21 protein-coding genes and 1 pseudogene are annotated in these 25,721 nt (G+C 45.0%); 10 read left to right on the forward strand and 12 right to left on the reverse strand.

Features of this window, described 5'->3' with window-relative positions:
• Window positions 1-29: 29 nt before the first annotated feature.
• The 4 genes from ACZ1GZ_RS14365 (at window position 30) to ACZ1GZ_RS14380 (ending at window position 3,733) form a co-directional block, all read left to right on the forward strand.
• A complete protein-coding gene (locus tag ACZ1GZ_RS14365; protein ID WP_472665577.1) occupies window positions 30-1,097 on the forward strand; it encodes a pyridoxal-phosphate dependent enzyme in 1,068 nt (355 codons plus the stop codon).
• A gap of 4 nt (window positions 1,098-1,101) precedes the next feature.
• A complete protein-coding gene (locus tag ACZ1GZ_RS14370) occupies window positions 1,102-2,292 on the forward strand; it encodes a M24 family metallopeptidase (protein WP_472665578.1) in 1,191 nt (396 codons plus the stop codon).
• A 5-nt stretch (window positions 2,293-2,297) separates the two neighbouring features.
• Window positions 2,298-3,014, forward strand: a complete 717-nt coding sequence (locus tag ACZ1GZ_RS14375) for a maleate cis-trans isomerase family protein (RefSeq protein WP_472665579.1) — start codon at window positions 2,298-2,300, stop codon at window positions 3,012-3,014.
• 83 nt (window positions 3,015-3,097) lie between these two features.
• Entirely contained in the window at window positions 3,098-3,733 is a 636-nt protein-coding gene (locus tag ACZ1GZ_RS14380) for a TetR family transcriptional regulator C-terminal domain-containing protein (protein WP_472665580.1), read from the forward strand.
• Window positions 3,734-3,742: 9 nt separating this feature from the next.
• On the opposite strand, the gene ACZ1GZ_RS14385 is transcribed toward ACZ1GZ_RS14380, so the two are convergent.
• The 7 genes from ACZ1GZ_RS14385 to betC form a co-directional block, all read right to left on the reverse strand.
• Window positions 3,743-4,135, reverse strand: a complete 393-nt coding sequence (locus ACZ1GZ_RS14385) for a DUF1801 domain-containing protein (RefSeq protein ID WP_472665581.1) — start codon at window positions 4,133-4,135, stop codon at window positions 3,743-3,745.
• 88 nt (window positions 4,136-4,223) lie between these two features.
• Window positions 4,224-5,531 (reverse strand): NAD-dependent dihydropyrimidine dehydrogenase subunit PreA, encoded by a 1,308-nt coding sequence (gene preA / locus ACZ1GZ_RS14390; RefSeq protein ID WP_472665582.1) that lies wholly within the window; start codon window positions 5,529-5,531, stop codon window positions 4,224-4,226.
• A gap of 9 nt (window positions 5,532-5,540) precedes the next feature.
• Complete coding sequence (locus ACZ1GZ_RS14395; RefSeq protein ID WP_472665583.1) at window positions 5,541-6,890, reverse strand: NAD(P)-dependent oxidoreductase; 1,350 nt, start codon at window positions 6,888-6,890, stop codon at window positions 5,541-5,543.
• A 212-nt stretch (window positions 6,891-7,102) separates the two neighbouring features.
• Window positions 7,103-8,767 (reverse strand): choline dehydrogenase, encoded by a 1,665-nt coding sequence (gene betA / locus ACZ1GZ_RS14400; protein WP_472665584.1) that lies wholly within the window; start codon window positions 8,765-8,767, stop codon window positions 7,103-7,105.
• Between the two features lie 9 nt (window positions 8,768-8,776).
• Complete coding sequence (betB, locus tag ACZ1GZ_RS14405) at window positions 8,777-10,228, reverse strand: betaine-aldehyde dehydrogenase (protein WP_472665585.1); 1,452 nt, start codon at window positions 10,226-10,228, stop codon at window positions 8,777-8,779.
• 45 nt (window positions 10,229-10,273) lie between these two features.
• The gene (locus tag ACZ1GZ_RS14410; protein WP_472665586.1) at window positions 10,274-10,921 is read right to left on the reverse strand and encodes a glutathione S-transferase family protein; all 648 of its coding nucleotides are present in this window, start codon (window positions 10,919-10,921) and stop codon (window positions 10,274-10,276) included.
• 12 nt (window positions 10,922-10,933) lie between these two features.
• On the reverse strand, window positions 10,934-12,412 hold the full coding sequence (gene betC, locus ACZ1GZ_RS14415; RefSeq protein WP_472668317.1) for a choline-sulfatase: 1,479 nt from the start codon (window positions 12,410-12,412) through the stop codon (window positions 10,934-10,936).
• A 187-nt stretch (window positions 12,413-12,599) separates the two neighbouring features.
• On the opposite strand from betC, the pseudogene ACZ1GZ_RS14420 reads away from it, so the two are divergent.
• From ACZ1GZ_RS14420 to ACZ1GZ_RS14440, 5 genes and pseudogenes are all read left to right on the forward strand, one after another.
• Window positions 12,600-13,930, forward strand: a pseudogene (locus tag ACZ1GZ_RS14420) (aspartate aminotransferase family protein).
• Window positions 13,931-14,175: 245 nt separating this feature from the next.
• Window positions 14,176-15,270, forward strand: coding sequence for an ABC transporter ATP-binding protein (locus tag ACZ1GZ_RS14425; RefSeq protein ID WP_472665587.1), 1,095 nt, complete (start codon window positions 14,176-14,178; stop codon window positions 15,268-15,270).
• Window positions 15,271-15,321: 51 nt separating this feature from the next.
• On the forward strand, window positions 15,322-16,404 hold the full coding sequence (locus ACZ1GZ_RS14430) for an ABC transporter substrate-binding protein (protein WP_472665588.1): 1,083 nt from the start codon (window positions 15,322-15,324) through the stop codon (window positions 16,402-16,404).
• A 69-nt stretch (window positions 16,405-16,473) separates the two neighbouring features.
• Entirely contained in the window at window positions 16,474-17,751 is a 1,278-nt protein-coding gene (locus ACZ1GZ_RS14435; RefSeq protein ID WP_472665589.1) for an ABC transporter permease, read from the forward strand.
• 133 nt (window positions 17,752-17,884) lie between these two features.
• Window positions 17,885-18,796 carry an ABC transporter permease gene (locus ACZ1GZ_RS14440; RefSeq protein ID WP_472668318.1) on the forward strand — a complete coding sequence of 304 codons (912 nt, stop codon included), beginning with the start codon at window positions 17,885-17,887 and terminating at the stop codon, window positions 18,794-18,796.
• A gap of 22 nt (window positions 18,797-18,818) precedes the next feature.
• Here ACZ1GZ_RS14440 and ACZ1GZ_RS14445 read toward each other — a convergent pair whose 3' ends face one another.
• Entirely contained in the window at window positions 18,819-19,607 is a 789-nt protein-coding gene (locus ACZ1GZ_RS14445) for an SDR family oxidoreductase (protein WP_472665590.1), read from the reverse strand.
• Between the two features lie 377 nt (window positions 19,608-19,984).
• On the opposite strand from ACZ1GZ_RS14445, the gene ACZ1GZ_RS14450 reads away from it, so the two are divergent.
• Entirely contained in the window at window positions 19,985-20,806 is an 822-nt protein-coding gene (locus ACZ1GZ_RS14450; RefSeq protein WP_472665591.1) for a ferredoxin--NADP reductase, read from the forward strand.
• A gap of 52 nt (window positions 20,807-20,858) precedes the next feature.
• Here ACZ1GZ_RS14450 and ACZ1GZ_RS14455 read toward each other — a convergent pair whose 3' ends face one another.
• The 4 genes from ACZ1GZ_RS14455 to gndA all read right to left on the reverse strand — a co-directional run bounded on the left by ACZ1GZ_RS14455 (window position 20,859) and on the right by gndA (window position 25,446).
• Window positions 20,859-21,815 (reverse strand): CobW family GTP-binding protein, encoded by a 957-nt coding sequence (locus tag ACZ1GZ_RS14455; protein WP_472665592.1) that lies wholly within the window; start codon window positions 21,813-21,815, stop codon window positions 20,859-20,861.
• A complete protein-coding gene (locus ACZ1GZ_RS14460; protein WP_472665593.1) occupies window positions 21,815-22,483 on the reverse strand; it encodes an aquaporin in 669 nt (222 codons plus the stop codon). The genes ACZ1GZ_RS14455 and ACZ1GZ_RS14460 overlap by 1 nt, the downstream gene beginning before the upstream one ends.
• Before the next feature lie 133 nt (window positions 22,484-22,616).
• Window positions 22,617-23,834: a 5-aminolevulinate synthase gene (hemA, locus tag ACZ1GZ_RS14465; protein ID WP_472665594.1), complete on the reverse strand. Its 1,218-nt coding sequence runs from the start codon at window positions 23,832-23,834 to the stop codon at window positions 22,617-22,619.
• A 199-nt stretch (window positions 23,835-24,033) separates the two neighbouring features.
• A complete protein-coding gene (gene gndA, locus ACZ1GZ_RS14470) occupies window positions 24,034-25,446 on the reverse strand; it encodes an NADP-dependent phosphogluconate dehydrogenase (RefSeq protein ID WP_472665595.1) in 1,413 nt (470 codons plus the stop codon).
• Window positions 25,447-25,721: the final 275 nt, after the last annotated feature.

Below are 25,721 nucleotides of genomic sequence, written 5' to 3' on the forward strand. Positions count from 1 at the left end.
GAAAAACACCGGAGAATTTGCGAGGGGAAATGCCTGAAATTTATAAAAATCCATTAGTAGGAAGCGGCATTAAGGATGATCTCGGTGGCACAATTTCCCACACCAGTATTGATGCCAATGGGCCTTTAGAACTTTTAAAACAGTGCCCTACTTATCAAACCACTCCCTTATGCGAACTTTCACAGCTGGCTGATGAGATTGAACTTGGTTCGATTTTTTTAAAAGACGAACGGGCGCGCATGAACCTTGGCAGTTTTAAAGCACTGGGTGCAGCCTATGTCATTGCCTGTGATGCGGTCACATCAGGTAATGATTTGAGCAATGTACCATTAAAAGGTTCAACCTATATCACCGCAAGTGCGGGCAATCATGGTTTATCTGTTGCAGCTGGCGCACGTATTTTTGGTGCCAATGCAATCATATATCTTTCAAAAACGGTGCCTGAGAGCTTTGCAGGCGAATTAGAAGCACAAGGTGCAAAGGTTGTTTGGCACGGGGATGATTATGAAGAGAGCATGCAGGGTGCTTTAGATGCGGCAAATACAAATGAAGGCTGGATTTTGCTCTCCGACAGCTCTTGGCCGGGTTATGAGATACTACCTTATCGCTTGATGGAAGGTTACCTTGCTATGGCAGCTGAAATAGTTGAGCAGATGCCGCAACCACCCACGCATTTATTCTTGCAAGCCGGTGTTGGAGGTCTTGCAGCCGGGGTTGCAGGTTACGCGCGCCACATTTGGGGCGATGAACTAAATATCATTGTGGTTGAACCAGAATATGCCCCTGCCCTTATCGAAAGCGTGAAAGCTGAAAAGGTTGTTGAGACAACTGGAGCAGTTTCTGAAATGGGTCGATTAGATTGCAAAACTCCCTCGTTAATTGCGCTCAAAACACTCGCAAAGGACGCAAATTACTTTGTAACGATTTCTGAAGCCGAGGGTGATAACGCCGTTAAGAAACTGGAAAACATCGGTATAGACACAACAGCCTCGGCTGCCGCCGGCATTGCACCAATATTTCTCGGCAGCGATGTTTTAAATCAGCTATCAATTGGTAAAAATTCGCGTATCGCTGCGATCATTAGTGAAAAACGATGACACAATGAATATGATTGCAAAACCACCGCGCAGCTTTTCAGACAGCGAATACCAAACGCGCTGCGACAATGCGCAACGATTGATGTCAGAACAAGATATCGATGCAATCATTCTCTCAACAGAACCAGATATTCGTTATTTTACAGGGTTTTTCACGCGCTTTTGGGAAAGCCCCACACGCCCATGGTTTGTTATAATTCCAAACACGGGAAAACCAATTGCCGTTATTCCATCCATTGGTCTTGATTTGATGTCATCATGTTGGGTGGCAAAAATTCACACTTGGACATCACCCGATTTAAAGGACGATGGTGTCACGCTTCTTGCAAAGACGCTTAAAGATCTCTGCGGTGAGCAAGCCAGTATTGGCCTTCCGATGGGGCATGAAACACATTTGCGAATGCCGCTCGATGATTTTGCAAAACTCAAACACCAACTCAAACATTGCTCATTTAAAGATGCGCATCCGATTTTGTCGTCACTTCAGATGATCAAATCCGAAGAGGAAATCGATAAAATAAAATACGCCTGCGCGATTGCAGATAGAAGTTTTGCGCGTGTTCACGAAATCTGTGCGGTTGGCGAACCACTTGGTAAAGTGTTTCGAAATTTTCAAAGAATACTGCTCGAAGAAGGTGCAGATTGGGTGCCCTACCTTGCTGGGGGAGCTGGATCAGGCGGATATCGCGACGTCATCTCACCCACAAGCGATGAACCGCTTAAAAATGGCGATGTGCTAATGCTGGATACAGGTGCATTGTTTGACGGATATTTCTGCGATTTTGATCGAAATTATGCAATCGGCAATGCAAGTGAAGAAACAAAGGATGCATATCAGCTTTTGTATGAAGCGACCGATGCCGGCATTAATGCTGCCAAAATCGGTCAAACCGCCAGCGATATTTACAACGCGATTGCCAACATAATTTCACAGTGGAAACCAAATGTAAGTTCAAGCAATCAGGGAGATGTTGGTCGTTTGGGGCATGGTTTGGGCATGCGCCTTACTGAATGGCCATCCCTCATATCCAGCGATGAAACAATGATGCAAAACAACATGATCATGACGATTGAACCGAGCATGACAATTTCTTCTGGCAAAATCATGGTGCACGAAGAAAACATACTTATTACAAAAAATGGACCTGTGCTTTTATCAAAACGAGCACCATCTGACATTCCAATCATCGGGTAAACATCATGAATGCTTTAGACTATGAACTCATTGGTCCAATCGGCAAAGATGCGACTTTAGGGCTCGTGGTTCTACAGTCAGATGAAACGGTAGAACCTGAGCTCCAATCCCTATTTCAAGACGAAGGTGTTGCACTTTACACAACGCGTATTGCAAGTGAAGCTGAAGTTACCCCTGAAACGCTGAAGCTTATGGAGGCAGGATTACCTGCATCGATTTCATTATTGCCACCTTCCGTTAATTTTGATGTCATCGGTTATGCCTGCACATCTGGCGCCACGATCATAGGTCCAGAACGGATCTCCGAACTCATTCTCAACGGTAGCAACGCAAAATACGCAACCAACCCGCTAACCGCGCTAATCGATATCTGTGAGCAAAACAGTATAAAATCACTGGGGTTTATTTCGCCATATATCGATAGCGTATCTCTGCCTATGCGGAATTATTTGGAGCAAAATGCCGGAATTAAAATCAGCAATTTTGCGACATTTAATGAATCAACTGAGGCAAAGGTTGCCCGTATTGATCCCCAATCAATCTATGACGCTGCCATCGAAATCGGCAACTCGAACGACTGTGATGCCGTCTTTTTGTCCTGCACAAATTTACGAACCTTCTCAATTTTAGATGCAGCATCTGAAAAACTCGATAAACCCGTTTGGAGCAGCAATTCAGTGCTCGCGCACCATATGGGCAAGTTGGCAGGGCTAAACCATTAAAAACAAGTGAAAAACAAAGCATTTGCTCAAAAATTCATCGAATTACAGTTGGCATCACCTGTATACCCAGATACTTGTAAAGGATGCAGAAAATTAACGCCCCAAAAAAAGCACCTTTAAGTCGCATTCAAGAAAAAAATCGGAACTTAATATTAAAGGCCGGTCTTGAGGTCTTTTCAAAATACGGCTTCCGCGGTGCAACTGTTGATCAGCTTGCAAATGCGGCAGGGATGTCCAAACCAAATCTGCTTTACTATTTTCCAAGCAAAGAAGCGGTTCATGTCGCATTGCTTGAACAACTTTTGCAAAACTGGCTTGAACCACTCATTGAGCTTGGACCTTCAGCGAACCCAATTGATGAAATCCTCGTTTATGTAAAAAAGAAGCTAGCAATGTCGCGAGCCTATCCACTGGAAAGTCGGTTATACGCGAATGAAATTTTACAAGGTGCACCCAATTTTTCAGGTGCTATCAAAGGCCCATTGAAAGATCTGGTTGATGAAAAGGCCACACTTATTCAAAGCTGGTGTGATGAAGGTAAAATCTCAGTTGTCGATCCTTATCATCTAATATTCTCCATCTGGTCAACAACACAACATTATGCTGACTTTGATGTTCAAATCGGTGGCATTTTAACAACCGACAAACAAGAAATTACCAAGGATGCTGAAACCTATCTTGAGCATCTGTTCCGCAGCACACTCACACCTAAATCATAATTCGCTTTTTCACTTTATGTGATAGGTCAAAGCCTCGTGTAAGAACATCTTTATCAAGGTTTCATTGAGCGGCTGATTGACATCAACAAGCACCGCACGATTTCCGCTAAACTCCAATTCATCAGCGAAACTGTCTTGAAACTGCGAAATCAAACGTGTTTGGCAATGAACATAGATACCGCAATAATCCGGCATTTCTTTAACATTGCTCAGCCGAATTGTGGTCCCACTCTTGCTCTGTTCGGTCAGGTAGGATGGTTCACCCCATTTCAAAGTTTCAGTAATAACACCTATTTGGCTGTCGTTCGCAGCGATATCAAAAATCAATTGACGGATCTGGTAAAGCCGATTAGCAACATCGCCATCAAACCGTTGATAAGCGTTTTGAACGTCTTCATTCATAATTGCATTCACCCATAAAAAAATCGCCCCGTTTATGCACACACATAACACAGGGCGATTTGATTATTCTTGCTTAATTTAAGCTTTTCTATTCAGCAGGCTCCATTGCTGCTGGATTGTTAGGGTGCGTTGTCCAGTTAGCGTACTGATCTTCAACAACTTTGCCGGTGCGCGGATCGGTTTTACCCGTGTCCATTTCTTCCATGGTAATACAACCCTCAACCGGACATACATTCACACATAAATTACAGGCGACGCATTCTGCGTCAATGACTTCAAACTTGCGGTCTGGTGTCATAGAAATTGCCTGGTGGGAAGTATCTTCACAAGCAGCAAAACAACGTCCGCAACTAATGCAAAGATCCTGATCAATCTTCGCTTTAGCAATGAAATTAAGATTGAGATACTGCCAATCTGTAGTGTTCGGCACAGCCATGCCAACAAAATCATCGAGGCTTGAATGTCCCTTTTCATCCATCCATTGCTCAAGACCGGAAATCATCTCTTGAACAATCTTAAAACCATAAGTCATTGCGGCAGTACATACTTGCACATTGCCGCAACCAAGGGCCATATATTCGGCTGCATCCCGCCAAGTCGTAATTCCGCCAATACCGGAAATCGGCATGCCAGCAGTTTCTTCGTTTCGTGCAATTTCTGACACCATCGACATGGCGATTGGTTTCACCGCCGGCCCGCAATAACCACCATGCGTACCTTTGCCATCAATTGAAGGTTCAGGGCTCATGCTATCCAGATTAACAGATGTGATAGAATTGATCGTATTGATCAAGCTCACAGCATCTGCGCCACCGCGCTTCGCAGCAGCAGCTGGTTTACGAATATCGGTGATGTTTGGTGTGAGCTTCACAATAACTGGTTTGGAGTAATATTGTTTACACCAGCGAGTGACCATCTCGATATATTCAGGCACCTGACCAACAGCTGCGCCCATGCCACGTTCAGACATTCCATGTGGGCAACCAAAGTTCAGCTCAATGCCATCAGCGCCTGTTTCTTCAACAAGTGGCAGGATCGCTTTCCATGCTTCTTCCTCGCATGGCACCATAATCGAAACGATAATCGCACGATCAGGGTAATCAGCCTTCACACGCTTAATTTCTTCCAAGTTAGTATAAAGATCACGATCGGTAATAAGCTCAATATTGTTTAAGCCTAAAAGACGACGATCAGCACCATAAATTGCGCCATATCGTGGACCATTGACGTTAACAACGGGTGGTCCTTCAGAACCTAGTGTCTTCCATACTACACCGCCCCAACCTGCTTCAAAAGCTCTGCGAACGTTATATTCTTTATCGGTTGGCGGTGCTGATGCGAGCCAAAACGGATTTGGAGATTTAATACCGAGGAAATTAGATTGTAAGTTTGCCATTATCTTATCCTATCCCATCAATTTTACATGTATGTCTTCAGCCGCATCACGACCTTCTGCCACTGCTGTTACGGTCAAATCATCACCACCGGTTGCGCAATCGCCACCGGCCCAAACCTTATCAAGTGAACTTTGACCATTTTCGTCAACACTGATTTTGCCACCCTTAATCTCCAATCCGGACACATTAAGCGACAATTTCTGACCAATGGCCTTAAATACCTGATCAGCTTTTAATCGGAATGTATCATCGGTGACCTTAAAGCCATCATCGCCTGTTTCGGTATAGGCAAATTCAACCTCTTGAACCGAACCATTAGCAACAAGACCAACAGGCTGCGCATTGGTGATGATATTCACACCTTTTTGCGCTGCTAAATCCTGCTCAAATTTACTCGCATTCATATTTTCAACGCCACGACGGTAGACAAGAGAGACGTGTTCAGCGCCTAAGAGCTTAGCCTGAACAGCAGCATCAACCGCAGTCATACCGCCACCGATGACGACAACATTCCGGCCAATATCAACATTAGTTAAGTCCGCTGCTTGGCGCAGACCTGCAATGAATTCAACTGCATCATCAGAACCAGAAACATCTTCGTTATCCAAACCAAGGGCGTTCACCCCGGCGAGACCAACACCTAAGAATACAGCGTCAAATTCTGACTGCAATTCATCAAGATCAAGATTTTCACCCAAACGCTTTCCAAGCTCTATGGAAATACCACCTATAGATAAAAGCCATTCAACTTCACGTTCTGCAAACTGATCAACGGTTTTATAGGCAGCAATACCAAATTCATTCAAACCGCCTGCCTTTGAGCGGCCATCATATATGACTACATCATGGCCCTTCATAGCCAGGCGATGGGCACAAGATAGACCCGCAGGCCCTGCCCCAACAACAGCAATGCGCTTTGATGTTGAGCTCGCACGTTTAAATGGATGCACGCCTGAATCCATGACTTTATCGGTTGCAAATCTCTGTAACAAACCGATCTCTACTGGGTCATTTTCAGCTGTCTCGCGCACACACGCCTCTTCGCACAAAGTCTCTGTTGGGCAAACGCGAGCACACATGCCACCCAAAATGTTTTGTTTAAAGATTGTCGTGGCAGCAGCCTCTGGTGTACCAGTAGAAATCTGACGAATGAATAGAGGTATATCAATCGATGTTGGACATGCTGTTATGCATGGTGCATCATGACAAAAGTAACATCGATCAGCAGCCACTTTTGCCTCATGCGGGCTTAAAGGGGCATGCAAATCACAAAAATTTTCATTCAGCTCTTCGGAGGATAGTCGAGCGGAAAGAACCCCGTCGGTTCTCACCTTTTTAGATTGATTAGTTGTCGGCATCAGTGTTCCCATTTTTATACTGATTTATAAGTTCAGTATGACACCGGAAAATTTTTTATCAAGTGGTAAAATTTTGGAAATTGCAATGCGCTTAATCGCAATAATAACAGACACTTACACAAAATTCGCGCATTAATTATTGACTAAAATACTCAAGTTAAAGCGATCTATGGTCCATTATTTGGTACAAATCAAACGTCAAAATTGCATCTTTATCGCTGTGATGTCTGCCAACTTGGACTCACCCACGGCTCCGCATTTGAAGCTGGCAGGAGATCTTTCCCAAGGATGTGATCAGAAGCTTTCTCACCGGTCATAATCGAAGGCCCATTGAGATTACCATTGGTCACACGCGGGAAGATTGAGCTATCCGCAACGCGCAGATTTTCAACGCCTATGACCTTCAAATCCGGATCAACAACAGCCATCGGATCATCTTTCGCACCAAGTTTACACGTGCCGCAGGGGTGATAGGCACTTTCAACATGCTCTTTGATAAAGCCGTTAAGCTCTTCGTCACTCTGTACAGCTTTTCCGGGCTGAATTTCATGCTTTACATAAGGTTTGAAAGCATCCTGTGCGAAAATCTCACGCGTTAACCTGATGCAATTTCTAAATTCTTCCCAGTCTTTCTCCTCGCTCATATAGTTGAACAGGATTTTTGGTGCATCCTTCGGATCAGAAGATCTCAGCGTAACACTCCCTCGACTAACAGAACGCATTGGCCCAACATGGGCTTGGAACCCATGCCCTTCCGCTGCTGCTTGCCCGTCATAGCGAACCGCGATTGGCAAGAAATGATATTGAATGTCGGGATATTTAATCCCAGCTTTTGAGCGAATAAACGCAGCTGATTCAAACTGGTTTGAAGTGCCTAGACCTGATTTCGTAAACAGCCATTGCGCGCCAATCAGAGCTTTGCCAAAGATGTTCCAATATTTATAAAGCGTCACCGGTTGGCTTGCAGCCATTTGCAGATAAAGCTCAAGGTGATCCTGCAAATTTTGCCCAACGCCTTGGCGATCTGCCACCACTTCAATGCCATGCGAATTCAGATGCTCAGCGGGGCCAATGCCCGATAGCATTAAAAGTTTTGGCGAATTGAACGAAGAAGCTGCGATGATAACTTCGCGATTGGCTTTGATCAGTTCGGTTTTGCCTCCACGTTCGATCTCAACACCAACAGCTTTTTTATCTTCAATTTTAATACGCGTTGCCAGGCCACGTAACACTTCGCAGTTTGAACGCTTAAGCGCGGGTTTTAGATATGCGTTAGCTGCAGACCAGCGCCGCCCTTTCCAAACCGTCTGCTCCATAGGGCCAAAGCCCTCTTGCTGGTATCCATTATAATCATCCGTTGTGTGATACCCAGCTTGACGCCCAGCTTCGACAAAGGCTTTAAACAAAGGATTAGAGCGTGGACCACGGGTAATGTGCAGCGGGCCATTGGTGCCGCGCCATGTTGGGTCTCCACCCTGCCCGCCATCATGCCAATTTTCCATACGTTTGAAATATGGCAGCACATCTTTATAGGCCCATCCGCTGGCGCCCGTCTCTTCCCAGTGATCATAATCAGATGGCGCACCACGAACATAAACCATGCCATTGATCGATGAAGAACCGCCGATGACTTTACCACGCGGTGCTGCCAGTTTTCGCCCACCCAAATGTGGTTCTGGTTCCGTTTCATAACCCCAATCATACATCGGCATGTTCATTGGGTAAGATAAAGCCGCAGGCATTTGAATAAGCGGACCAGCATCCGTGCCGCCATGTTCAATCACAATCACAGAATGCTTGCCATCCTCTGACAAGCGGTAAGCCATTGCGCAACCAGCAGAGCCGGCACCAACAATTACAAAATCTGCCTGACGCATGAAATACCTCTAAAATTGAGCTTCAACGGGTGTCATTGCCACATAAACGGTTTTAACTTCAGAATAGTGATTGATCGCTTCCTTGGAGTTTTCACGTCCAACACCGGACATCTTTACTCCACCAAACGGTGCTTCAACAGGTGCTAAATTATAGGTATTGATCCAGCAGGATCCAGCTTCAAGCTGATCGATAACGCGGTGACCGCGTTTTAAATCTTGCGTGAACACGCCGGCAGACAATCCAAACTCGGTGGCATTGGCGCGCGCGATCACTTCGTCTTCTGTATCAAAACTTAAAACAGACAAAACCGGACCAAAAATCTCATCCGTTGCAATTGTCATCTCATCAGTTACATCTGAGAAAATTGTTGGCTCGATGTAATATCCTTCACGGTCAAGCTTATGACCACCATGAACCAGCGTTGCCCCTTCTTCGACACCTTTTTTGATAAAACCAAGCACAATATTCGCCTGGCGTTCTGACACCATTGGACCGAAATTTGTGTTTTTATCTAACGGATCACCGATGATGGCTTTTTCAGTGCGCTCTTTAAGACGCGCAAGGAATTTAGGCAAAATGCCTTTCTGCACAAAAACGCGTGTCCCGTTCGAACAAACCTGACCTGAGGAATAAAAGTTCCCCAATATTGCTCCACCGACAGCATCTTCAATATCAGCATCATCAAATACAATAAGCGGAGATTTACCACCCAATTCCATTGTTACATGCTTCATGCTTTCCGCCGCAGCTGAATATACCTTGCGACCGGTTGGCACTGAACCTGTAAGCGAGACTTTGTTCACACGCGGATCTGTAATCAGCTGCGCGCCAACATCACCCATACCTTGGATGACATTATAAACCCCAGCCGGCACACCAGCTTCATGCAAAATTTCAGCAACTTTGAGCGCACATAACGGCGTTGTCTCCGATGGTTTAAAAACCATGGAATTCCCACATGCAAGCGCAGGTGCACCCTTCCAGCAAGCAATCTGCGTTGGATAGTTCCAAGCACCAATCCCCACACAAAGGCCCAATGGCTGGCGTTTGGTGTAAACAAAATCTTCGCCCAACTGAATATGCTCACCTGTGAGCGAACCTGCAAGACCACCAAAATATTCAAGCGCATCCGCACCGCTTGTAGCGTCTGCAATGATGGTTTCCTGAATTGGCTTACCCGTGTCATAGGTTTCTAAAATGCTTAGCTCTTCATTGCGTTCACGAATGATATCCGCAGCCTTGCGCAAAACACGCCCGCGCTCAGTCCCTGTCATTTTCGCCCAGATAAGCTGGCCCTCTTTGGCTGTGACCAAGGCCTTTTCAACAATATCAGGTGTAGCTGCATGTAGCTTTGCAATCACTTCGCCCGTTGCTGCAAAGGTGCAGATAATCTCTTGCCCTTGATCATCCTCGACATATTCACCATTGATAAAATGGCTCGCCTTAGGTTGGCACTTCAAATTCATGTTCATCCATTCAGTTTTCAATTATTCAGCAGATTTTGATTATTCGTCTGGTTTCCAACGCAACGGTTCATAAGACACCATAACGTGAGTTTTGTAGGCTTCACGAGAGGTAAGTCGCTCGTAATAACGATCAATATTGGGCGTGCTAGTCCGCAAAAACTCCAATTCGTAGTAACGATATAAAACCGTTCCCACAATGATATCTGCATAGGTGAAATCATCGCCAGCAATAAACGGCCCCTCACCCAATCGATCATCTAACATCGTCGCCAACGTCGCCATTTTTGAAGCCGCTTCATCTAGCGCTGCATGATCAAGAATTGCAGGATCGTATCTGACAAGCGGATAGAAAAACTCACTCAACAGCAATGGGGCAAATGTCGTTTTATTCCATTCCGCCCACATATCTATTTCAGCGCGCTTTATCGGATCTCGCGGATAAAAAGCCTGATCCGCATATTTATGAGATAGATACCGAACAATTGCAGCACTTTCGAACATAACAAGATCGCCATCTTTCATGACAGGGACCAATCCATTCGGGTTCATCGCTAGATATTCAGCCGTATCATTGCCACCAAAAGCACCACCAACATCATGGCGCTTATGCACTAGACCAAGCTCCGCAATCGCCCACATAGCGATCTGTACATTCAGTGAGGTATCTCGTCCTAAAATTTCAATCATCATCTATCCTCGTTAATCCCGCGGAAAACGTTGGTTCGTTTCCACAACATTTAAATCCATATGGTTTCGCATATAGCGCTCAGACGCTTTCTGCAATGGTTGATAATCCCATGGATAATAGTCGCCGTTTCGAAGAGCCTCATAGACTACCCAACGTCTAGCTTGGCTCTCACGCACAGCAGCATCATATTGCTCCAAATTCCAACGCTCATCGGCTTGTTTTGAAAAAACGGCCAAAACATCGGAGAATTCAGGATTACCTGCAAGATTGTTAATCTCGTGTGGGTCATCTGACAAGTTAAACAATTGATCAGGGTCCAGTGCGCATCGGTTAAACTTCCAATCCCCTTGCCGCAGCGAGACCAGCGGCGCATAGGATGCTTCTGCCGCATATTCCATGGCAACAGGCGTTTCTCGCGGTTTCCCACTCGTATAAGGCAATAGGCTTTCACCATCCGTCCATGGCAAAACTTCATCCATAGAAATACCTGCAATATCGCAGAGCGTTGGCGTGATATCGATGTTGGAAACTGGTTCGCTAATCAATGTTGGATCGACATCAGGCAATTTCATCATAATTGGTACGCGTGCCGAGCCCTCATAAAAGCACATTTTAAACCACAAACCGCGTTCACCAAGCATGTCGCCATGGTCTGACAAAAATAGAATTATTGCTTCCTGGTTTGTGCTTTCTAACGCCTCCATCACCTCACCTATTTTGTCATCCAAATACGAAATATTGGCAAAATAAGCGCGACGAGACTTTTGAATATCCTCTTCGGTGATATCAAAATTTCGCCAATCATTGGCATCAAAGATCCGTTTTGCATGCGGATCATGATCTTCATAATCCATTGCAGGGATTTCAGGCAGCAAATGCTCGCATCCCTCATATAGATCCCAATATTTCTTGCGAGCGACATAAGGGTCGTGCGGATGGGTAAAACTTACCGTTAAACACCACGGACGCTCATCGTGACCGCGTGCGAGATCATAAACCTTGCGGACCGCGTTATAAGCAACTTCATCGTCATATTCCATCTGATTAGAAATCTCAGCAACGCCCGCACCTGTGACAGACCCCATATTGTGATACCACCAATCGATCCGCTCCCCAGGTTTTCGGTAATCAGGGGTCCAACCAAAATCAGCGGGATAAATATCTGTTGTTAATCGCTCCTCAAATCCATGCATTTGGTCAGGTCCGACAAAGTGCATCTTGCCGGAGAGGCAAGTCTGATAGCCGGCGCGTCTTAAATGGTGCGCATAGGTAGGAATATCAGAACAAAACTCAGCCGCATTGTCATAAACGCGTGTGCGATGTGGCAATTGACCAGACATAAATGACGCGCGACCCGGCGCACATAAGGGAGACGCTGTATAGGAGTTTTTAAACCGCACAGATTGCGCAGCAAGCTTCTTTAAATTTGGTGCATGAAGCCATTCTGCAGGACCATCAGGAAACAATGTTCCATTGAGCTGATCCACCATAAAGATCAAAATATTTGGCTTTGCCACGTGACGCCCTCCTTCAGAATCCAAATTTAAAAATTATATATATTGCCCTCGGCCGCAAAAAGTCTATTCAATAAGCGACACATTTGACTTTGTAGACTGATGAGGATTTTTCATGGCGTATAAACCGAATTCTGATGAGGCCAGAGACGTTGCCTATCACATGCATGGCTACACAAATGCCAAAAAGCATAATGAAATCGGCCCGCTGATCATCGAACGGGGCGATGGCATTTATGTCTACGATAATGAGGGCAATAAATATATCGAAGCGATGTCGGGCTTGTGGTCTGCAGGATTAGGTTTTAGCGAAAAGCGCTTGGCCGATGCAGCATATCAGCAGATGCTCAAGCTGCCTTTTTATCACAACTTTACGCACAAATCTCATGGACCCGCGATTGATTTAGCGGAAAAGCTTATCGAGATTGCACCTGTACCAATGAGCAAAGCCTTCTTTACCAATTCGGGTTCCGAAGCGATCGATACAGCGCTTAAAATGATCTGGTACCGATCAAACGCGATGGGAAAACCAGAGAAGAAAAAATTATTGTGCGGAAACGCGCCTATCACGGGGTGACTATTGCTTCGAGTTGCCTCACAAGTTTGCCAAATAACCATAGATCCTTTGATTTGATTGTGCCGGATGTTCTGCGACTCACCTGCCCGCACTATTATAAAGATGGCTTACCTGGCGAAAGCGAAACAGAATTTGCCAGCCGCTTGGCTCAAGAGCTTGATGATCTTATCCAATCAGAAGGGCCAGACACCATCGCTGCAATGTTTGCTGAACCCGCCATGGGCGCAGGCGGTGTGGTCATTCCACCTGAAACCTATTGGGAAAAAATCCAAGCAGTGTTGAACAAATATGACATCTTGTTGGTCGCTGATGAAGTGATCAATGGCTTTGGCAGAACCGGCAAAATGTTTGGCTGTGAAACCTACGACATCAAACCTGATATGATGACATTATCAAAGCAGATTACCTCTTCTTACTTGCCATTATCAGCGCTTTTGATCAACGAACGGGTCTTTGAACCCATCGCCGAGCAAAGCGATGAGATCGGCGTATTTGGTCATGGCTTCACCGCAGGCGGCCACCCCACACCAGCTGTTGTTGCTCTTGAAACAATTCGAATTATTGAAGAAGAAAACCTTGTCGAAAACTGCAAGGTCAATGGCGCAAAGTTTATCGAAGGATTAAACAAACTCTTAGATCATCCACTTGTCGGAGAAGTTCGCGGGGTCGGTCTCGTTGCAGCAATCGAACTTGTTACGGATAAAAACAATAAGACTGCTTTAGAGCCCGCAGGACGCCTTGGCGCAATTGTTGCGGCAGAATTGCAAAAAAATGGAGTAATTGTCCGTGCTATGATGGATGCGATTGCTTTTTGCCCCCCAATGATCATAAATAGTGAGCAAATTGAGAATTTACTTTCAAAAATTAAAACTTCTCTCGATTCCGCACAAAATGTCGCATTTGAGCAAGAAAAATGAAATTTGATAAAATTATAGACAATAGCTCAACTAATGATCAGCATTAATAAAACTAATTTTACTCCGCATATTAGAAATTAATTCCTTAAATATACACAAAAATATTATTTATTACTGAAATTAACGATAAATGAGGAAATATATATCTAATTGCACAACAAGCGCGCAGACACCATTGCATAATTATATTGAGCAGTTATCGTTCGGGCTACAAACTATAAAAATTAAATTGGGATACACAGTTTATGCAGGGAATTCCTGGCGCCGCGGTCAGATTTGAACGCGTCCAGAAAAGTTACGATGGGGAAAATCTCGTCGTAAAAGATCTAAACCTTGATATCGCTCCTGGCGAATTCCTGACGATGCTTGGGCCGTCAGGATCAGGTAAAACCACATGCCTTATGATGCTGGCCGGCTTTGAACCCGCAACAAATGGCGAAATTTATCTAAACGATCGGCCGATCAACAATGTGCCTCCTTTTAAGCGTGGCATTGGCATGGTTTTCCAAAACTATGCACTTTTCCCGCATATGAGTGTTGCGGAGAACTTGGCCTTCCCTTTGCAAATCAGAAAGATGAGCAAAGCCGATCAGGAAGCTAAAGTAAAACGCGCTTTGGAAATGGTTGAATTGTCTGAATTTGGCAATCGTCGCCCTGCGCAACTTTCAGGTGGTCAGCAACAACGTGTTGCCGTAGCAAGAGCGCTTGTGTTTGACCCAGAGCTCATCTTGATGGATGAACCGCTTGGCGCGCTGGATAAGCAATTGCGCGAGCAAATGCAGTATGAAATCAAGCATATCCACGAAAACCTTGGCGTGACAATCGTTTACGTGACACACGATCAAACCGAGGCCCTGACGATGTCTGACAGAGTTGCGGTATTTAATGACGGTGTCATTCAACAATTGTCACCACCGGATGTGCTTTATGAAACACCACATAATTCTTTTGTTGCTCAGTTCATTGGTGAGAACAACAAACTAACAGGCACGATTGCGTCAAAAGACGGAAATGCCTGTGAAGTTAAACTTTCTGATGGTACTATCCTAAAAGCAGACGCGGTGAACGCGGGTGCGGTGGGCGACAAAACCACGCTATCACTTCGTCCAGAACGTATTGAAATTTACGACAATGCAGACCTGGACAATTTGATTGAGGGCACGATCAAGGAAATCTTGTACCTTGGTGACCATTTAAGGGTCGTCATGGATGTGGCTGGAAACGACGAATTCATTGTTAAGGTTCGAAACAAATCCAGCGGCTGGAATATTTCCGAAGGTCAAAAAATTAAAATTGGGTGGTCTGCTGAAGATTGCAAAGCATTGGATGCTGTCGCCTAATTTTATGACTAACTAAAACACAAACTCATGAACATACTTGGGAGAGTAAAAATGAAAATCAAACACTTCTTAGCAACATCTGCTTTGACAGCTGGTTTGGCACTTGCCGCTTCTGCGCAAGCCAATGAAATCACTGTCGTTTCTTGGGGCGGTGCTTATACAAAAAGTCAGGTTGAAGCCTACCACAAGCCATGGGTTGAAAAGACTGGCAATAAAATCGTTTCAGAAGACTACAACGGTGGTATTGCTGAGATCAAAGCTCAGGTTGAAGCTGGAAATGTCACATGGGACATCGTTGACGTAGAACTTTCAGATGCGATCCGTGCATGTGACGAAGGCCTTCTTGAAACAATCGATCCAGGCATTTTGCCAGCTGGTGCTGATGGCACTCCTGCTGAGCAAGACTTCATCGAAGGTACACTTCACGAATGTGCTGTTGCCAACATCGTTTGGACAACAATCTTTGCTTACGACAGTTCAAAAATTGCTGACGGCCCAACAACAATGGCTGACTTCTTTGACCTAGAGAAATTCCCAGGCAAACGTGGTCTTCGTAAAGGCGCGAAAATCAACCTTGAATTCGCTCTTATTGCGGATGGCGTTTCAGCTGCAGAGGTTTACGATGTATTGGATACTCCAGAAGGCATCGATCGTGCATTTGCAAAACTTGATACAATCAAAGATCAAGTTGTTTGGTGGGAAGCTGGTGCTCAGCCGCCACAACTACTTGCTGATGGCGAAGTTGCAATGACAACTGCTTATAACGGCCGTATCTTCAACGCTGTTGCAGGCGAAGACAAGCCATTCGAAATCGTTTGGGACGGTCACATCTGGGATCTTGACCTTTGGGTAATTCCAAAAGGCACACCAAACAAAGAACTTGCAATGGACTTCCTTGCATTCTCAACTGCAACAGAGCAGCTTGCGAAACAAGCGTCTTACATCTCATACGGTCCAGCTCGTAAATCATCTGCACCACTTGTTGGTAAGTTCCACAACAAAGACATCGATATGGGTCCACAGATGCCAACTGCACCTGAAAACCTAACAAACGCAACTCAGAATAACTTCGATTTCTGGGCTGATAATGCTGACCAGTTGAACGAGCGTTTCAACGCTTGGCTAACTAACTAATATTATCGATGAGCGCGGGGGTTAAAACTCCCGCGCTTTCAAACACTTAAAAGATAGTTTTGAATCAGTATGCAAGATAGCTCAACCACGACACCTGAAACTCTAGTGACCGCAGATGGCGTGCCACTAAAACAAAAACTGATTCAATCAACGCGCAGAGCTAGATGGCGCGCGCTTCTATTGACCCTACCGCTGGTAATTTTTATTATCGTGAGCTTTATGATCCCGATCGGTCAGATGCTCCTGCGATCAGTCAATAATGATACAGCCTCTGGCGTATTACCTAATTTTACTTTCGCCATCCAAAAATGGGATGAGCAAGGGTTACCCCCTGAAGAAACCATCGAATTATTTGTAAAAGACATGCAAGTCGCGCGTGAAAAACGCGAAATCGGCAAGACGGTTGGTAATCTGGCGACACGCATCAATTACGAAATCCCCGGCAGCCGCAGTCTCTTTACGTCTTCATCGCGAAAATTGGCAAAAGTGACAGAAGGCCCTTACACAGAAGCACTTTTAGAAATTGACGATAAATGGGACAATCCAGTTCTATGGCGCAGCCTTAAGCGTGCGACGAGAGATTACACCCCTTATTTCTATATGGCAGCGCTTGATCTTAAATATGATGATGAAGGCAATATAACTGAAGCCGATGAACTTTATCAGATTTATGTGTCGAACTTCTTTAAAACCTTAAGGCTTTCCGCCACAATCACCTTCATATGCTTATTGTTAGCATTCCCGGTCTCTTATCTGTTATCTACCTTACCACTAAAGACATCGAACCTTCTGATGATTTTAGTATTGTTGCCGTTCTGGACATCACTATTGGTGCGAACAACCGCTTGGATCGCCATCCTTCAGACGGAGGGCATTATCAATGACATACTCGTCTTCATTGGACTGGTCGGTGAAGATGGCCGTGTACAGATGATTTATAACCAAACAGGAACCATCATAGCCATGGTGCATATCCTGTTACCATTTATGATCTTGCCATTATTCTCAGTGATGAAAACTATTCCGCCAAGCTATATGCGAGCTGCAAGTTCTATGGGCGCCAAAACATTCACCGCGTTTAGACGCGTATACTTCCCGCTCACATTGCCTGGGATTGCGGCCGGAACGCTACTGGTGTTTATTTTGGCCATCGGTTACTACATCACCCCTGCCCTAGTTGGCGGTGAAGATGGACTGCTGATCTCTAACTTGATCGCCTATCACATCCAAAAATCTTTAAACTGGAGCTTAGGCGCCGCTCTTGGATCGCTATTGCTTGCAATCGTGCTTATTCTCTACTGGCTATACAATAAGATTGTGGGCATTGAGAAACTGAGTTTTGGATAGGAATATGACCATGACAAAACTTCAAACTGGCTACATCATTTTTGCTGTTCTAACAGCACTTGTATTCATCACCACAAGTTCTGTAAGCGTAACACTAGGTTTTCTGTTCCTATTCGGGACACCGCTGTTTTTCATGAAAGCGCTGCCAGCCTATTCAACTTATCTGAATTATTTCAATAAGTATTTGTTCTTGCTATTATGTACTTTCATTTTCGTATTTTTGATCACGCCTATTTTGATCATCATGCCGCTGTCATTTAACGCAGAACCTTATTTCACCTTCACTGAAGGCATGTTGTCATTTGATAGCGCAGCCTATTCCTTCCGTTGGTATCAAGACATTTTCTTCAACGGCATGATTGATCCCGCAGCGACAGGTGCTGCTTGGTGGAGCGATATGTGGAACAATGCACAATGGGTGCGCTCAACACGTAATTCCTTCTTCATTGCGATCTGTTCGACGCTGCTTGCAACAGGCCTTGGTACGCTAGCAGCTCTTGGTCTATCACGCGCTGAGATGCCATATCGTGCAGCCATCACTAGTCTTTTGATCTCACCAATGATCGTTCCATTGGTGATTACCGCCACTGGTATGTTCTTCTTCTATTCAGATATTGGCTTGGCGAAAACCTATCTAGGTGTGATCCTTGCGCATACCACATTGGGTATCCCGTTTGTAATCATCACAGTAACAGCGACCCTTTCAGGTTTTGATCGCTCGCTCATTCGAGCTGCCGAAAACCTGGGCGCTGATGGTTGGACAACCTTCCGCAAGGTTATCATGCCACTGATCTTGCCTGGTATGATCTCTGGCGCACTCTTTGCATTTATCACATCATTTGATGAGGTGGTGGCAGTGCTCTTTATTGCAGATGTTGAACAGCGTACAATCCCACGTCAGATGTTCTCAGGTATTCGTGAGCAAATCTCACCTACTATCTTAGCTGTAGCAACTGTCATGGTGATCCTATCGATCATCCTGCTTGGGGTTCTGGAGCTCCTAAGACGAAGAACAGAGCGCCTGCGCGGTCTAACACCTGCTTAAGCAAAAGTGCTAACCTTAATGATTAAAGGTGCTGACCACCATTAATGTGGATTTCAGCACCATTCACATAAGAAGATTTCTCACCACATAAAAAGCTGACAACTTCGGCGACTTCTTCAGGGCTGCCAAGGCGTTGCATTGGCACTTCCTGCATGACCATCTCATCTGTTCCCGGAGATAAAATTGATGTTTCAATTTCGCCCGGCGCAACCGCATTCACGCGAATTCCGGTATCAGCATATTCAGACGCAAGTTCGCGCGTTAATGCAGATAACGCAGCTTTTGAAGTCGCGTACGCGGCACCCGCAAAAGGATGCGTTTTTGAACCCGCAATCGATGTAACATTTACAATAGAACCTTTTGCCTTTTTCAGCGGCTCCAGTAACTCTCGGCAGAGCGATAATGGCGCGATGAAGTTGACCATGTGCACGCGCAGCATGGTCTCGACACTTGTTTGAGATGCACTGAGCCGTTCGCCATTTTCAGCCTTTGGAGAAATGCCGGCATTATTGACCAAAGCATCCAATCCTCTGCCATCAAGGCGCTCATGCAACTCACCCATAGCTTTTGCAACAGATTTTGGATCTTCTAAATCAACCTCAATATGTTTAACGATCCCTTCAGCCCATGGACATACTTTTGAAAAAGGCGTTCGCGCAAGAGTGAAAACCTCCCAACCCGAATTATGAAATTTTCGCACGATGGAATGCCCTATCCCGCGGCTAGCGCCGGTAACAGCAACAATTGGCGAGGTTTCTGGCGTTGTGTGCCCACTGACAGGACAAGTTTGTGGCTGATCATTATCTGTCATTTATTTTTCTCATGTTATGAATGTGGTCGCTCAATGGTCTATAAGCCTTTGAATAAATAAAGCACAAAAACTTGAGAAAAAGAATCCTAAATTTCAAATTTATTGATCCAGCTCAAGGCTAACCCAAGGCACTCATATTATAGGTTAGACGAAATCATAGAATCGTAATCAACATTGGCAAATATATGAGGTTTTACCGTCATCAATCAGATTTCAAATGAAAAACAGTTAAACATTCTAACATTTCAAAATTGATTAGAACTTTTATCCTGTCAATTTTGCAAAATCAGGTGTAGAACACAAAATAGATAATTCGTTTGTATGCTAACGAATTTTGATGTATGTAAGATATATACCCAATTACCTAGGAGACACCATTGTCCGCTTTAGAATCCGCGCAGCCGCTGAATAGTGATGAGTTTCCACTACCAAAAGCGACATTTGCTGAAAAAGTCATCTCTGTAGAACATTATACGGATCGACTGTTTAAGTTCCGCATCACCCGACCTGCAAGCTTCCGCTTTAGATCTGGCGAATTTGTGATGATTGGTCTTCCATCTGAAGGCAAGCCATTGTTCCGCGCTTATTCAATTGCCAGCCCTTCATGGGATGAAGAAATTGAATTCTTCTCAATCAAAGTGCCTGGCGGTCCTTTGACAGAGCATTTGCAGAAAATTCAGCCGGGTGACACAATTTGGATGCGTCAGAAATCAACCGGTACATTGGTCATGGATGCGCTGACACCAGCGAAAAATCTCTACATGGTCTCAACTGGTACAGGTATCGCGCCATTTGCATCTGTTATGCGTGATCCAGAAGCTTATGAAAACTATGACAAAGTGATTGTAACGCACACAACACGCGATGTTGCTGAACTGAAATATGGCTTTGACACAGTGGCACTTACCAAAGAAGATATGTTGGTTGGTGAAGAAGCAACTGAAAAACTGATCCACTTCGCAACGACAACACGCGAACAAAGCGATCAAATGGGTCGTATCACCAATCTCATTGAAGATGGCACATTGGCAAAAGCTGTTGGACTGCCTGATTTGAACCCTGAAACTGACCGAGTGATGATCTGCGGTTCAATGGCGATGATCAACGATCTAAAGGTTCTGCTTGAGGCGCGCGGTTTCGAAGAAGGAGCAAACAGCAAGCCTGCTGATTTCGTTATCGAACGTGCCTTCGTCGACTAACTCATCCACACGACTGTTTTAATAACCCGCTTGATAGAGATATTAAGCGGGTTTATTTTTGCGCGTCGTAAAAGCCTTCAGAGATGATATCTTCCGGCAGATTCCGTCCAATAAAGACAAGCTGGCTCAAGCGGGCTTCATCCACGCGCCAGGGACGTTGCGCAACCCCTTCCAGCAGTTGATGCACACCTTGAACGACAAACCGCTCATCATCGCCTTTAAAACTGATAATGCCCTTGGTTCTGAGCATATCCATGCCGAAATGTTCCAACACCCATTGCATCCATGATGAAAATTTTTCGCGATCCAGTGGAATGTCGCTTTCCAAAGAAAAACTCTGAACATCGTCATCGTGATGATGATGGTGGTGGTGAGTTAAGAAGTCAGGATCTTTGACCAAAGTGCGGTCCAAAGCAAATGCGTTTTGCGACAGGATTAAATCCAGATCAATATCTGATTGTTTCGTGTGATAAATTTTGGCAAGCGGATTAATTGAACGCAGCAAAGCTTCCAAGGCATCAACATCTTCAACCAAATCGACCTTATTTAGTAAAAGAATATCCGCAAAGGCAATCTGCTCTTTCGCTTCGCGGGACGCTTCAAGCTCAACCGAGATATGTTTGGCATCGACAATGGTGAGAATTGCATCCAACTGCGTTTTTGACCGCACAAATTCTTCCTGCAAAAAGGTCTGCGCCACGGGTGCTGGATCAGCCAATCCGGTCGTCTCGATAATGATATTATCGATCGCTCGTCCGCTTTTCAGCAAATTATCAATAGTTTCGATTAAATCACTACGCACGGAACAGCAAATACAGCCATTGCTCATCTCGAAGATATCTTCATCCGCTCCAACGACCAACGCGCCATCAATGCCGATCTCACCAAATTCATTGACGATAACGGCATAGTTCTTGTCATGCTTTTCTGACAATATGCGATTAAGCAGCGTTGTTTTACCAGCGCCGAGGTAGCCGGTTATAACGGTGACAGGTATTTTGTCTGACATTAATTGTTTTTCTCACCCAATATCCATTTGCAGAACAACCATGCAAGCACGGCAAATGTCAACTGAGAGATGATAAATCCGGGCGCATCGGCGGGTCGAATACCAGCAAATGTATCTGAGAAGCTACGGGCAATCGTCACGGCGGGATTGGCAAAGGATGTCGAAGCAGTGAACCAATAAGCAGCTGTAATATAGAGCCCGACCGCCATAGCAACAGCGCTTTCTTTGGCTTTAATTGTCAGCAATATTGTCGAGACCAATCCAAAAGTCGCAACACCTTCAGCAAACCATTGCGCACCGCCTGCCCGCACCTTTTGTGAGAATTGCATTACATCTAATTCAAACATTAAATGCGCAGCCCATACGCCCAATATGCCTCCGATGATCTGAAACACCACATAAAGGACAGACGTTTTTGCGGCTATTTCTTTCCGCAGGAAAAAAACCAGCGTCACCGCTGGATTAAAATGCGCGCCTGAAATTGGACCAAACATTGTGATTAAAACAAATAAGATCGCGCCTGTAGGAATAGTATTCCCTAACAAAGCGATCGCAACATTTCCGCCTGCGAGCTGCTCAGCCATAATCCCCGAGCCAACAACTGTCGCCAACAGAAAAGCTGTACCAACAAGCTCAGCTACAAATTTTTGTGGGTTTGAATATGCCAAAGTATCATCGCCTCAATAATCGCAAATGCTGCATCACACGCATATCAAAAACGATAGGGCCCCGCAAACGCCTGATGATCTTATCAACGCTTAAAGGGTCCATATGAACCTTTTATGACACTAGCTAATGTGTTTAAGCGACAGCCCGCGACAATGCACATTGTGACCAAAGATCATGCAATGCACTCACAAGATTTTCGATATCTTCATCGCTGTGCAAAGGCGTAGCGGTAAAGCGCAAACGCTCAGTTTTGCGTGGTACTGTTGGATAGTTAATTGGCTGAACGTAAATGCCATAATCATCAAGCAACATGTCAGAGATCATTTTACATTTAGCCGCATCGCCGACCATCACCGGAACAATATGGCTATCATTCATCATGTGTGGAATACCGCGCGCATCAAGACGCTCACGAAGCTTAGCCACACGCTCTTGCTGCTGCTTGCGCTCAAAACTACTCATTTTAAGGTGTTGAATGCTCGCTGCTGCTCCGGCTGCAATTGCCGGAGGAATAGCTGTTGTAAAAATAAAGCCTGACGCAAAACTACGCACAAAATCACATAAAGCTTCGGACGCGGTGATATATCCACCCATGACCCCGTAGGCCTTGCCCAAAGTACCTTCGATTACCGTGATGCGATCCATCAAACCTTCACGTTCGGCAATTCCGCCACCGCGCGGGCCATAAAGACCAACGGCATGCACTTCATCAAGATAAGTCATTGCGCCGTATTTATCTGCAATATCACAGATCTCTTTAATTGGTGCGATATCACCGTCCATAGAATAAACGCTTTCAAATGCGATCATCTTCGGCGCTTCTGGATCAGCTGCGGCAAGCTTTTCTTCCAGATCTTTCACGTCATTATGCTTCCAGATCACCTTTTGCGCACGTGAGTGACGAACACCCTCAATCATTGATGCATGATTTGATGCATCTGAGAAAATGATCATGTTTGGAATTTTTGCTCCCAGCGTGCCAAGAGCAGCCCAGTTTGATACATAGCCAGATGTAAACAAAAGTGCAGATTCCTTGTTATGAAGATCCGCCAGTTCTTTTTCCAATAAGACATGGTAATGCGTTGTGCCAGAGATATTGCGCGTGCCACCAGCACCCGTACCTGCCCGGTCAATTGCTTCTTTCATCGCGTCTGAAACTTTAGGGTTTTGCCCCATACCAAGATAGTCATTAGAGCACCAAACAGTCACATCACCTACCGTTCCGTCCGGCTTATGGCGCGTTGCTTTTGGGAAGTTTCCTCTATGTCGCTCTAGATCGGCAAAAACGCGATAGCGGCCCTCTTCTTTAAGACCATCAAGCGACTCTGTGAAAAACTTTTCAAAATCCATAACTATCTCCAAACGGATAACGCAATTAAGCGCTTACTCTTTCAATTGGCTTATATACAACCTATTGCCGCAAGCCAATGCGACAAAACTGTCTATGCAACATATTGATGAATACTAGCAAAGCATTGATCCAAATCAATCATGCCATATTTAGCTTCACAATGTTACTTCTCTCACCAATTATTTGGAGCTTTGTGGATTAGCTGCCCCAAGGTCCATGGTGATCACCGTCTTCATCGGTGCGTTTAAAGCCATGTGCACCAAAGAAATCGCGTTGGCCTTGAATAAGGTTAGCTGTTCCCTGCGCCCGGCGATAAGTATCAAAATACGAAATCGCTGAAGCAAGCGCTGGAACCGGCGAACCATTGAGCACACTTTCGCTCACGACCTTACGTAAAGGCCCATCACATTCGCCAAGCAATTTTGAGAATGCCGGAGTAATAACAAGGTTTGCAACATCAGGGTCTTTTGAAAACGCAGTTGAAATTTCATCCAAGAAGCGAGACTGAATAATACAGCCAGCCCTCCAGATTTTCGCAATTGTTGGCATCGGAAGCCCCCAATCAAACTCTTTTGATGCCGCAGACATAACCGCAAAGCCTTGTGCATAAGCGGCAATCTTACCTGCAAGCAATGCTAATTCCAGATCAGCAATGAATTTTTCAGGATCAGCCACATCGGAAGATGACGGCAAGCCCAAAACGCTCTCGGCATGAATACGCTCATCTTTGGCAGCCGATAAACTACGCGCAGCCACCGCAGCTTCAATAGCTGTTGCCGGAACGCCCATGTTTAATGCTTCAATGGCAGACCAACGACCGGTACCTTTTTGACCAGCAGCATCCAATATCAGATTAATCATCGGTGTGTCAGTTTTTGGATCAACTGCTTTAAGCACTTCGGCCGTAATGGAAATCAAATAGGATTCCAGCGGACCTTCATTCCATTTGGCAAAAACATCTGAGATCGCCTTTGGTTCCATCTTCAAGCGGTCACGCATGATGCCATAAACTTCTGCAATCATCTGCATATCTGCATATTCAATGCCATTGTGGATGGTTTTGACAAAATGACCAGCACCATTTTCACCAAGCCATGCAGCACATGGGGTGTCTTTATATTTCGCTGAAATGGCTTCAAGCACACCTTGCACACGTGGATAAGAAGATTGCTTACCACCAACCATGATGGATGGGCCATGACGTGCACCCTCTTCACCACCTGATACACCCATTCCAATAAATGTCAGGCCCGTATCTTTCATTTCATCTTCACGGCGCAAAGTATCGCGGAAATTCGCATTTCCAGCATCAATGATAATATCATTATCGCTCATTAATGGTTTAAGCGCTTCCATTTGCATATCAACAGGACCGCCTGCTTTCACCATGATGATCACCGGACGCGGTGGACGGATAGCATTGACAAATTCTTCAAGCGTTTTGCAAGGAACCAATTGATCCTTTAATTCACCGGCGCTTTCCATAAATTCTTCGGTCCGAGCATAGGTCCGGTTAAAGACAGCAACCTTATAACCGTTCTCAGCGATATTAAGCGCCAAATTCGCTCCCATAACTGCTAAACCAATGACGCCAATTTCCGCATTTGACATTTTTTATTCCTTGCATAATTTACTTGATAACAGGCCGATATTACTATCAGGCTATTCAAAGTACCGCTAGTTTATCGATAACATTTTTGCGAAAATTTATGGGATAATTTGACCATGTCGCCAAATCGCAAGATATGTCCCAATTATTGACACAGAAATAGACTATTATGCCGTAAATATACGCGCCAGCGATTCGAAATATTGGTCAACAATTATTATCAATATTCCACATATGAACAGAATCACCTGTGAATCATTGGAACAAAAAACAGATT

It is taken from the genome of Lentilitoribacter sp. JB5-8 (assembly GCF_055693385.1).

Coding starts and splice junctions, on each gene's coding strand:
- betC (WP_472668317.1), bottom strand. CDS start 12,412: ATGGTGGATCAGCTCAATGGAACATTGTTTCCTGATGGTCCTGCAGAA.
- ACZ1GZ_RS14385 (WP_472665581.1), bottom strand. CDS start 4,135: ATGAATGAAGACGTTCAAAACGCTTATCAACGGTTTGATGGCGATGTT.
- ACZ1GZ_RS14435 (WP_472665589.1), top strand. CDS start 16,474: ATGCAAGATAGCTCAACCACGACACCTGAAACTCTAGTGACCGCAGAT.
- preA (WP_472665582.1), bottom strand. CDS start 5,531: ATGGCAAACTTACAATCTAATTTCCTCGGTATTAAATCTCCAAATCCG.
- ACZ1GZ_RS14430 (WP_472665588.1), top strand. CDS start 15,322: ATGAAAATCAAACACTTCTTAGCAACATCTGCTTTGACAGCTGGTTTG.
- hemA (WP_472665594.1), bottom strand. CDS start 23,834: ATGGATTTTGAAAAGTTTTTCACAGAGTCGCTTGATGGTCTTAAAGAA.
- ACZ1GZ_RS14440 (WP_472668318.1), top strand. CDS start 17,885: ATGAAAGCGCTGCCAGCCTATTCAACTTATCTGAATTATTTCAATAAG.
- ACZ1GZ_RS14380 (WP_472665580.1), top strand. CDS start 3,098: ATGCAGAAAATTAACGCCCCAAAAAAAGCACCTTTAAGTCGCATTCAA.
- gndA (WP_472665595.1), bottom strand. CDS start 25,446: ATGTCAAATGCGGAAATTGGCGTCATTGGTTTAGCAGTTATGGGAGCG.
- ACZ1GZ_RS14410 (WP_472665586.1), bottom strand. CDS start 10,921: ATGATTGAAATTTTAGGACGAGATACCTCACTGAATGTACAGATCGCT.
- ACZ1GZ_RS14445 (WP_472665590.1), bottom strand. CDS start 19,607: ATGACAGATAATGATCAGCCACAAACTTGTCCTGTCAGTGGGCACACA.
- ACZ1GZ_RS14365 (WP_472665577.1), top strand. CDS start 30: ATGCCTGAAATTTATAAAAATCCATTAGTAGGAAGCGGCATTAAGGAT.
- ACZ1GZ_RS14395 (WP_472665583.1), bottom strand. CDS start 6,890: ATGCCGACAACTAATCAATCTAAAAAGGTGAGAACCGACGGGGTTCTT.
- ACZ1GZ_RS14370 (WP_472665578.1), top strand. CDS start 1,102: ATGAATATGATTGCAAAACCACCGCGCAGCTTTTCAGACAGCGAATAC.
- ACZ1GZ_RS14375 (WP_472665579.1), top strand. CDS start 2,298: ATGAATGCTTTAGACTATGAACTCATTGGTCCAATCGGCAAAGATGCG.
- betA (WP_472665584.1), bottom strand. CDS start 8,767: ATGCGTCAGGCAGATTTTGTAATTGTTGGTGCCGGCTCTGCTGGTTGC.
- ACZ1GZ_RS14425 (WP_472665587.1), top strand. CDS start 14,176: ATGCAGGGAATTCCTGGCGCCGCGGTCAGATTTGAACGCGTCCAGAAA.
- ACZ1GZ_RS14455 (WP_472665592.1), bottom strand. CDS start 21,815: ATGTCAGACAAAATACCTGTCACCGTTATAACCGGCTACCTCGGCGCT.